The organism is Chryseobacterium sp. SIMBA_038 (assembly GCF_046535115.1).
Classification (GTDB): Bacteria; Bacteroidota; Bacteroidia; order Flavobacteriales; family Weeksellaceae; genus Chryseobacterium.
In genome coordinates this window covers 1-290 of record NZ_JAWRXH010000101.1, presented here as the reverse complement: position 1 = coordinate 290, position 290 = coordinate 1, and the positions used below count along the sequence as shown (strand labels likewise).

The 290-nt window shown below is 36.9% G+C and carries 1 protein-coding gene; it reads left to right on the top strand.

Annotated features, from left to right (window positions below; all coding sequences use genetic code 11):
* Positions 1–290 (top strand): hypothetical protein (locus SB689_RS22880; protein ID WP_410694360.1); only part of this gene is annotated, 290 nt, incomplete at both ends.

Sequence of the window (290 nt, the reverse complement as noted above, 5' to 3'; positions counted from 1 at the left end):
GGGAAGGCTATAAGCTGGAAAATAAGAGAGCTTGCATTTCTTGAAAAAATAGCATACGTTATACAACAGACAATTACCCAAAGAGGAGGAGAAATCTTCAAATTGAACAGAGAACTTATCCGTGCAAATAGTGCGTTAGATACCTTTGGGTATATACTTACTCATGATCTTAAAAACCCTATGGCAATGATTAACCTGTCAGCAAATATGATTCTTAGTCGTGAAGAGGACAAAAACAAACTATTCCATAGGTTGGCAGCTAATATCCTTCGTTCAACTCACCTTATGAC